An 8,374-nucleotide genomic window follows, 5' to 3' on the forward strand; every position below is an offset into this window, starting at 1 on the left:
GCGCTTCTCCGCTCCCTGTCGCTGTTCAACGACCGGGAGGCCACCCCGGAGGCGGTCGAGCGGACCGGCTACCGCTTCCAGCTCGCGTTCGTGCCCCGGTCCTCGCCCGAGATCGAACGGACGGCCGTCGGCAAGGTTCCCCTCGTCCGCGACCGGGGCTGAGGGACGGCGACCGACCAGAACAGGAGTGCCAGTGAAACCCCACGTCAACATCGTCGTGCTCGTGGACGCCGTCGGAGCCCTCTCGGACGGGACGCTGCACAACGGCAACCTCTCCCTGGTGGACGACGGAGACTTCGAAAGCCACGGCCAGGGCACCGTCGACCTGTGCACGATCGTCGTGCCCGGGCAGGTCGTCCAGTGGACCGCGATCGCGATCGACGTCCAGACGACCGCCGAGATCTCCGCCATCACCTTCCTGCCCCCCGGCGGAGCCGCCCCGGAGCGGGCACCGGTCTGGGAGGCGCCGTCCGGCGGCCACGAGAACCTCGACCTGAAGGTGTGGGAGGGCGTCGTCCCGGCCCACCTCACCCGCGGCGTCCCCTACCACTACCGGCTGGAAGTGCAGATGCACGAGGGCCGCCACAGCGTCCTGCATCTCGACTCGCCCGCGCTGATGTGCGCGTGACCCCACCAGCGACCCGAAAGGCGCATCCATGGCGCAGCAGCAAGGGATCATCGTCCTCGTCGACATCGCCAACGCGCTCCAGGCCGGAACGCTCACCGGCAACGTCTACCTCTTCGACAACATGGCCTTCCTCGGCTCGACCGGACAGGGCACCCCGGACCTGGTGACCATCTGCCCCGGCACGTACTGGGCGGACGGGTCGCAGGCCACCGAGCAGGTGCTGAACTGGCTGCCCGCCAGTCTCGGCTCCATCCCTCCGACCGTCCCCCGCAGCTACCACGCCGACCGGGCGCAGGCCACCGACCAGGAGGCGCTGGAGGAGATCGCGGGTGTCGCCGACCGGGCCGGGGACCCGTCCGTCGACACGGCCGCCGAACTGGAGGGCCTGCGTCGCCGGGTGGGCGCCCGCGCCCGCAGGCCGCGCGGGGGCCGCGCCCCGGCCGTCGGCAAGGTCCTGGACGTCACCGGGAACGTCGTCACCGGCGAGGGGCAGGCCTACAACCACCCCAACCCCGTGATCACCGACATCACCGGCCAGGCCGTGGACGAGAAGGTCATGTATCCCGCCCAGTACGGCTCGCCGGACATGGTGTCGGACGGCTGGTACTGGGCGGCCTCGGTCGACACGGCCCGTCCCGGCACCTACCGCTACACGATGCACATCCAGTTGCACGAGCTGGTCTGGCGCAACGACGAGCCGTCCTGGGAGCCGGTCGACTTCACCTGCGACTCCGCCATCAAGGTCATCAGCGATCCCAAGCGCAACGCCTTCACCGGGGCGGGCCTCGGCGCGCTGCCGATGCCCTGAGCCCGCATCCCCCCGAGACCCGCACCGAACGGAGAAGCCGATGCCCAGCAAGGCCAGACCACCCGAGTCCCGGCCCGTGTCGATCACGGCGGTGATCGACCCGGTCGCGGCCCTCGCCTCCGGAACCCTGGAGGGGAACCTGTACCTGTACGACACCAACAAGGCCGAGGGGTCGACCGGCTTCGGCACGGTGGACCTGCGCACCCGGGTGCGCTCCGGCGACCGGATCATCTGGAACGTCGTCGTCCTGGAGTGCGAGACCTACGCCGCCCTCGACGGCATCGTGATCGACGAGAAGTTCTGCGCGCCCGAGCGGAAGGTCTACCCCAACACCGACATCACCTACTGGACCGCGACGGTGAAGCGGCATGTCGCCGAGCCCGTCTCGTACCGGCTGAAGTTCCGGCTCGGCACCGTCACGGAGCCGTACGCCATATCGACGCCGGCCCTGGTCGGCCAGAGTGCCACCGGAAGGGGGCACCGATGACCACCGAGGCCCGCGGTCAGCTCAACTCCGTCCAGCTCAACGTCGTCACCCTGGTGAACATGGAGCGCGCCGCCCGGACCGGCTCCCTCGACGACGCGCTCTACATGATGGACAACAGCGTCGGCGGGGTCGGGCAGGGCACCGACCACCTCGAGACGATCTGCAAGCAGGGGCAGGTGATCAACTGGATCATCCGCCCGATCGAGATGCACAAACGGCCCGACGGCACATGGCCGCCGATGCCGAAGATCAACAACTTGGTGTTCCTGGACACCGAGCGGGGCGATGAGGAGGACGTCGCCGAACGCCGCGTCATGACCGAGCTGAAGATCTACGGGATGCCGGACCTGATGCGCTCGCCCTACACACCGATCTACTACTACTGGGCGGGGGCCGTTCTCAGCACCGCCCGGCCGGGGCTGTACCGCTACCGCCTGGTCCTCGAACTGGAGCAGGACGGCACGAAGGAGAAGCTCTACCTGAACACCAGGAACCACCCGTCGATCCGAGTCCTCAAGGTGTGACGGGGGCGATCCCGGCGCCGTGCGGACCCGGTCAAGGAGGACCGGGCCCGCGCGGCCGGGGCTCAGACCTCGGCCCGCCCCGGAGCGGACGGGCAGCCTCGCGGTCATTGCGGACGATCCTCGGAACGATCTTCCGATCTCGACGGGGGCGAGGGTTCGTCCGGCGCCTTGCCGGAGACTCCCGGACGCCTGATCCGGGTGCGGGTGCGCTCGAACCAGGCCGGTACTTCGCGTTCGTCGTCGAAGCCGCGGGCGACGACGATGTCGGTGGAGGAGTGCGCCAGGATCGACAGGGTGATGGTGACGCCGACCAGGTGGAAGATCTTCTCACCCGCCGGGATGCCGGACTCCAGGACCAGCAGCCCGTAGACGACCGAGGCGAACCCCTTCGGGCCGAACCACATCACCGCCGCCTGCTCCCGCGCGGTCAGCCCGGAGCGCAGGAACGACACCCAGATCGCCACCGGCCGGGCGACCACCAGCGCCAGCACGGCGAAGGCCCAGCCCGTCCAGCCGACGTCGCCGAGGAACGCGGGGGACAGCAGCGCACCGAACACCAGCAGCGCGGCGAGCTTGAGGAGTTCGGCGATCAGCTCGCCGAACTGCTCGAACGCCTCCCGGTGCCGGTGCCCGACGGTCGCGACGGTGACCCCGGCGGCGAAGGCCGCCAGGAAGAGGTTGCCGTGCGTGGCCTGCGCGGTCGCGAGCACCAGCAGCCCGATCGCGACGGCGTTCAGCGGCTCGTACTTGGGCGAGATCGCGAACCACCGGGTGCGCACCAGCATGATCGCCGCCCAGGGGATCGCCACGCCGATGGCCAGACCGCCGGCCAGCTCGGCGCCGAGTTCGCCCAGGTGCAGGTTCTCCTCGCCCTGGGCGATCGCCAGGAACAGCACCACGAACGGCAGGACGAGCCCGTCGTTGACGCCCGACTCGACGTTGAGCAGGTGCCGCAGCCGAGGCGGGACCTTGTCGTTGCCGACGAGCGCGGCGGCGAACACGGGGTCGGTCGGGGTGAGGACGGCCGCGATCAGCAGTGACTGCACCCATCCCAGGCCGACGACGTAGTGCGCGAGCACGGCGGTGACCAGCAGGGTCAGCGGCAGGCCCCAGCCCAGCGCGCGTCCGGGCAGCCGCCAGGCGCTGCGCAGGTCCTGCCAGCCCGCGTGCATGCCGTCGGTGAACAGGACCGCGAACAGCGCCAGCTCCGCCAGCTCGGACACCAGCGTGTCGCCGGGCCGCAGCGTGATCACCCCGGTGACGCCGTCACCGAGGAGGAACCCTCCGACCAGGAACAGCGCCGCCGTCGACAGCACAGTGCGGTGCGCGAGGCTGGACACCAGGACCGCCAGCAGCAGCAAGGCGGAGAAGGCGAGCAGAAGGTTGGGCATACCGGGGCTCTCTCGGGAATGGCGGACGCATTGCCGACCAGACTTCCCGGCTCACCGGCCACGACCCTAACGCGAATCCAAGCGCGCTTTCCACACGACCTCCAGGCGAGCACCCTGGCACCCGCGCCGTCGACTACGTCGAGCCGACGAGGTGCGCCAAGGCTGCTGGGAAGAGCGCCGAGGACCGAGGGACCGAGACCTGACGCGCCCGGCCTTTCGCGGGGCGAGGGTCCGGTGGTTGAACCGCCAGGCTCCGGCGATGACGAGGACGGCCGTGGGCCGCGCCCAGGACCGCGGTGCCAGCGAACTGGACGCCGTTCTTCAGCGCCACGGGGACGGCAACGACTCGCGGCTCGCCGACTGCAGGAGCTACGTGACTTCACGGGTTCCTGTTACGCGAGATGCCAGCCTTGATCGAACGTTGGCGCATCGGACGCGGCGGGGCTGTCGGTGGTGGTCAGGATGCGAGCGCCTCGGCGTCACGGCCGTACTCGTGAGCGGATGGATTACCGCTGATCGTCGAGTGGCCTGTTGATCTGATCGATCCGCTGGATCCGGCCGTCGGGCGCCAGCCGGCCGAACATGTAGACCTCTGCGGTGAAGGTCTTGCCCTTGCGCATTCTGGTGCGGAGGGTCCAGCGTGCGCTTATCTGGTCACCGCGGACCAGCGCCTGGTGGATCTCCACCCCGGTGTGTTCGTCGGCTGCCATGGCCGCCCTGTCGACGTTCTTGCGGACGGGCCGGACGTGGTCGATCATCCGCTGCCGGTCGATCACCAGGCCCTCGTTGCAGTACTCGAAGTCCGGCACGAAGTAGCGGTCGAGGATCGCGCCGGGTTCCTCCTCCGACAGGGCCATGTCCCGGGTGTAGGTGACGAGGAAGTCGACGAGGTCGCGCTCGGTGCTGATGCCCATGATGCCCCTTGTAAGAGTAGGCAATACGCTTACGCTGGACTGTACCGCACCCCCGTAGGGTTTCCCGTTACGCGCGTTTCCCGCCCCAGGCCATCTGGCCGCCTACGCCGGCCTGGCACCCGAACAGCCCTACCGGCCCGACCGCAGACCCGCAGCCCAAGCCGCATGACCCGCTGGATCCGGCGCCCGACAGGCCCTTCCTCGCACCCTAGGATCGGTGATCACTGACACCTGATCACGCTGCTGCGATGACGGCGGCAAGGAGGACGATGAGCCAGTTCTTCCAGATCGGCGAACGGGTCCTCTGGAATCCCGCAACAGGAGTCGCCCAGGTCTTCCTGCGAGCAGCAGAGTCGTTCGCCGCGCTCACCGACCTCCCCACAGGACTCGGCCCGATGGACGCGGACGAATGCGAGATCGACATCGACGTCTTCAGCGCGTTCGTCGACACCCTCATCGACCGCTACACACGCTCCAACCACGTGATCCTCCGATCCCTGATGCAGGGATTCACCGCGACCGCCATCGTCCTGGTCACCCGCGGCGGAGGTCATCTACCAGCGCTGCAATCCTCAGACAACCCGGACATCGCGTCGCTGAAAGAGCTCAGCCGGCACCACGACCGCGCGATGGTCACCTGAGCCACCCGCCGACCCAACCCTTGACGAATCCCATAGGGGCCCTGCGCGTGCAGCCAGGAGATCCTGCGGCTCGCAGCGTCGGCGAGCCGCAGGATTTGGGCTTTTGCTCATTGAGGACGTCGACCGAGCGCGGTTCCAGGTCGAGACGGACGCGGCTTGCTGTGCTCTCAGCGCCAGCCGAGTTCGGGCGCCACGTGGGTCAGGATGCTCTCAAGGACGTGGGCGTTGTAGTCCACACCGAGCTGGTTGGGGACCGTGAGCAGGAGCGTGTCCGCGGCCTGGATGGCCTCGTCGTCGGCGAGTTGCTTGACCAGGACGTCCGGTTCGGCCGCGTACGAGCGTCCGAAGATGGCCCTGGTGTTCTCGTCGATCATCCCGATGTGGTCGCCCGAGTCGGCGTTCCGGCCGAAGTAGGCGCGGTCCAGATCGGTGGTCAGCGCGAAGATGCTGCGGCTGACCGACACGCGCGGCTCGCGCTGGTGTCCGGCTTCCTTCCACGCCTGCCGGTAGGCCTCGATCTGCTTGCGCTGCTGGACGTGCAGCGGCTCGCCGGTCTCGTCGTCCTTGAGCGTGGAGCTCTGCAGGTTCATGCCCAGCTGGGCCGCCCACACGCTGGTGGCGTTGGAGCCCGAGCCCCACCAGATGCGGTCGCGCAGCCCCTCGGAATGCGGCTCGATGCGCAGCAGCCCGGGCGGATTGGGGAACATCGGCCGCGGGTTCGGCTCGGCGAACCCTCTGCCCCGCAGCACCGTGAGCAGGACTTCGGTGTGCTTGCGTGCCATGTCGGCATCGGTGTCGCCCTCGGGCGGCTCGTATCCGAAGTACCGCCACCCGTCGATGACCTGTTCCGGTGATCCCCGGCTGATGCCGAGCTGCAGCCGTCCACCGGAGATCAGGTCGGCCGCGCCGGCGTCCTCGGCGAAGTACATCGGGTTCTCGTAGCGCATGTCGATCACGCCGGTGCCGATCTCGATGCGCGAGGTCTTCGCACCGATCGCGGACAGCAGCGGGAAGGGAGAGGACAGTTGCCTGGCGAAGTGGTGCACCCGGAAGTAGGCGCCGTCCGCGCCGAGTTCCTCCGCGGCCACCGCGAGATCGATCGACTGCAGCAGTGCGTCCGCCGCCGACCGGGTCCGCGAGCCCGCGCCGTCACTCCAGTGACCGAACGAAAGAAAACCGATCTTCTTCACACCTATAACAACCAGCTCAGCGCCCGCGAGATTCCAGCACGCTGACACCACGGCCGACCCACGGCCCTCGACCGTCACATACCAAGACCAGCGGGAGCCCTCTGCGATCACCGGGTATCGGCCCGCAGGCCCGGCAGGTCGTCCATGATCAGGCCAAAGCCGGTGAACCCCGGTGCCCGTCTACCCAGGAGGGGTGACCCGGAGCGGGAGGTCGCGGGCGGCTACTTCCGCGGGGCGAATGCGGACTTCACGTCTCGGCGTGTGCCTCTCGGCGGCCGAGTATGGCCAGGTATCCGCCGTTGACGATCGCGTCGGCGGACGCCGCGTACTCCGCGGGGTCGTCGGGCAGGGTCGTGCCCAGGCCGTCCACGTACCGGTTGAACATGCAGAACGCGGCGGCGATCAGCACCGTGTCGTGCACCTCGACGTCGGTCGCGCCCTCGGCGCGGGCGGCGGCCACGTCCTCGGGCCGCACGGCGCGCCCGCTCCGCTGGACCGCGCCGGCCACCCTCAGCAGGGCCTTCAGCTTCGCCGACACGGGTGCGCTCTCGAGGTCGGCCCGCACCTGGTCGACCAGCGCGATGCCCTCGGGGAGCTGGGCGGCGGCGAACGCCGCGTGCGAGGTGGTGCAGAACTCGCACTCGTTCAGGGCCGAGACGTAGGAGGCGATCAGTTCCCGCTCGCCGCGGCTCAGCGAGCTCGGGCCGCGCAGCAGCACCTCGGCCAGCTCGCTCATCGGGCGAGCGGTCTCGGGCCGGTAGGCGAACAGCGAGATGATTCCGGACGCGTCGTTCCCCAGGGCGATATGCGGCATCGGTTCTCCAAACGTTGTTCACGTCAGGGATTCGCTCTCCGTGCACAAGGAAGTGTCTCGCATCGGGCGGGCCCAGGGCAGGGGGCAATAGGTGTCAAATCCGGCCATGCTGGCATTCGGCTTTCGCGGGGCGCATGAGGCAGACGGGTCCCCCTCGCCGCCCATGCGGGGCCTGTTCACCGTCACTCATTGCGCGGTCACCCCTGTCTCTCCGAGGGTGCTGCAAGGCTCGGCGTGCTGGCGCCCGGCCGCGAGGTGCTCGTGCTTACCTGGCCCCTTTTCGGCCTGCCGCTCGTCGTGTGGTGCTTCAGGTGCTGTATACGCCGTCCAGGGCTTCAAGCTGCGACGATACTTCCCAGTGTTCGGTGACCTCCAGGTCCTGAAGATGCCCCTATGTTCGATCAGCGACCGAATGAGATCCCCGATGAGGCCGATGACCTCGGCGGTGTCGGCGTTGGAGGGCGGTTTCCTCCGACGTCAACGAGTCCCCAATGGTGCGGACGCCGCGATATTAGGGAACTGATCTAACCGAAATTCGCTCGACCGTCTCGTTTATTGCACCAAGTTGGTTTGGTGTGTTTTCTGGCAGGGCCGTCGGCCCTTGGGGGCCAGTTGCGACCTGCGCGAGTACGTCTGCGAGCACCTCGGGGACGACTTGGGGGCTGATCGTGGGTCCGAGCCGGTGGCGGGGGAGGCCCGCGTCGGCCGGGAGCTCAGGGCCGGCGCAGCTTCGCCGCGTGCGATCGGGCGGTGGACGCCGTGGCCGCGTCGCCGAGGGCTTCGGCGACGTCGGCGTGCTTGAGCCAGTTGAACGGGCTGGCGGGTCGTATGCTGATCCGCTCGCTGACCAGGACGCGGGCCAGATCGAGGCGGCCGGAACGGAGGGCGGCCTCCAGCAGGGTCTTCTGCACCGCGTCGCGCTGCGCGTGGCTGCCGCCGAATTCGTGCCCGTTCCAGGAGCAACCGGGTCGCCTGAC

General features: G+C 68.9%; 9 protein-coding genes and 1 pseudogene. 5 read left to right on the forward strand and 5 right to left on the reverse strand.

The annotated features are described in order from the left end of the window. Positions 1 to 193: 193 nt before the first annotated feature. Genes AB0C69_RS33110 through AB0C69_RS33125 form a run of 4 tightly spaced genes read left to right on the forward strand, consistent with a single transcriptional unit; the run spans position 194 to position 2,447 of the window. Positions 194 to 628, forward strand: coding sequence for a hypothetical protein (locus AB0C69_RS33110; RefSeq protein WP_345173862.1), 435 nt, complete (start codon positions 194 to 196; stop codon positions 626 to 628). 28 nt (positions 629 to 656) lie between these two features. Further along, positions 657 to 1,436 (forward strand): hypothetical protein, encoded by a 780-nt coding sequence (locus AB0C69_RS33115; RefSeq protein WP_345173859.1) that lies wholly within the window; start codon positions 657 to 659, stop codon positions 1,434 to 1,436. Between the two features lie 40 nt (positions 1,437 to 1,476). Continuing rightward, positions 1,477 to 1,923 (forward strand): hypothetical protein, encoded by a 447-nt coding sequence (locus AB0C69_RS33120; protein ID WP_345173857.1) that lies wholly within the window; start codon positions 1,477 to 1,479, stop codon positions 1,921 to 1,923. Beyond that, positions 1,920 to 2,447, forward strand: coding sequence for a hypothetical protein (locus AB0C69_RS33125; RefSeq protein WP_345173854.1), 528 nt, complete (start codon positions 1,920 to 1,922; stop codon positions 2,445 to 2,447). The genes AB0C69_RS33120 and AB0C69_RS33125 overlap by 4 nt, the downstream gene beginning before the upstream one ends. A gap of 104 nt (positions 2,448 to 2,551) precedes the next feature. Here the strand turns inward: AB0C69_RS33125 and AB0C69_RS33130 are convergent, their stop codons facing one another. Together AB0C69_RS33130 and AB0C69_RS33135 are read right to left on the reverse strand one after the other, a co-directional pair. Then, the gene (locus tag AB0C69_RS33130) at positions 2,552 to 3,838 is read right to left on the reverse strand and encodes a cation:proton antiporter (RefSeq protein WP_360358861.1); all 1,287 of its coding nucleotides are present in this window, start codon (positions 3,836 to 3,838) and stop codon (positions 2,552 to 2,554) included. A 506-nt stretch (positions 3,839 to 4,344) separates the two neighbouring features. Then, positions 4,345 to 4,752 carry a nuclear transport factor 2 family protein gene (locus AB0C69_RS33135; RefSeq protein WP_345173847.1) on the reverse strand — a complete coding sequence of 136 codons (408 nt, stop codon included), beginning with the start codon at positions 4,750 to 4,752 and terminating at the stop codon, positions 4,345 to 4,347. A gap of 269 nt (positions 4,753 to 5,021) precedes the next feature. Here AB0C69_RS33135 and AB0C69_RS33140 point away from each other — a divergent pair, with 269 nt between their 5' ends. Next, positions 5,022 to 5,393 (forward strand): DUF6086 family protein, encoded by a 372-nt coding sequence (locus AB0C69_RS33140; RefSeq protein ID WP_360358862.1) that lies wholly within the window; start codon positions 5,022 to 5,024, stop codon positions 5,391 to 5,393. Between the two features lie 167 nt (positions 5,394 to 5,560). On the opposite strand, the gene AB0C69_RS33145 is transcribed toward AB0C69_RS33140, so the two are convergent. The 3 genes and pseudogenes from AB0C69_RS33145 to AB0C69_RS33155 form a co-directional block, all read right to left on the reverse strand. Then, positions 5,561 to 6,583, reverse strand: coding sequence for an LLM class flavin-dependent oxidoreductase (locus AB0C69_RS33145; RefSeq protein WP_360358863.1), 1,023 nt, complete (start codon positions 6,581 to 6,583; stop codon positions 5,561 to 5,563). A 247-nt stretch (positions 6,584 to 6,830) separates the two neighbouring features. Beyond that, a complete protein-coding gene (locus AB0C69_RS33150; RefSeq protein ID WP_345173841.1) occupies positions 6,831 to 7,397 on the reverse strand; it encodes a peroxidase-related enzyme in 567 nt (188 codons plus the stop codon). A gap of 713 nt (positions 7,398 to 8,110) precedes the next feature. Then, positions 8,111 to 8,374 (reverse strand): annotated as a pseudogene (locus AB0C69_RS33155) (hypothetical protein); the annotation flags it as partial.

It is taken from the genome of Actinomadura sp. NPDC048032 (assembly GCF_040653175.1).
GTDB lineage: Bacteria > Actinomycetota > Actinomycetes > Streptosporangiales > Streptosporangiaceae > Spirillospora > Spirillospora verrucosospora.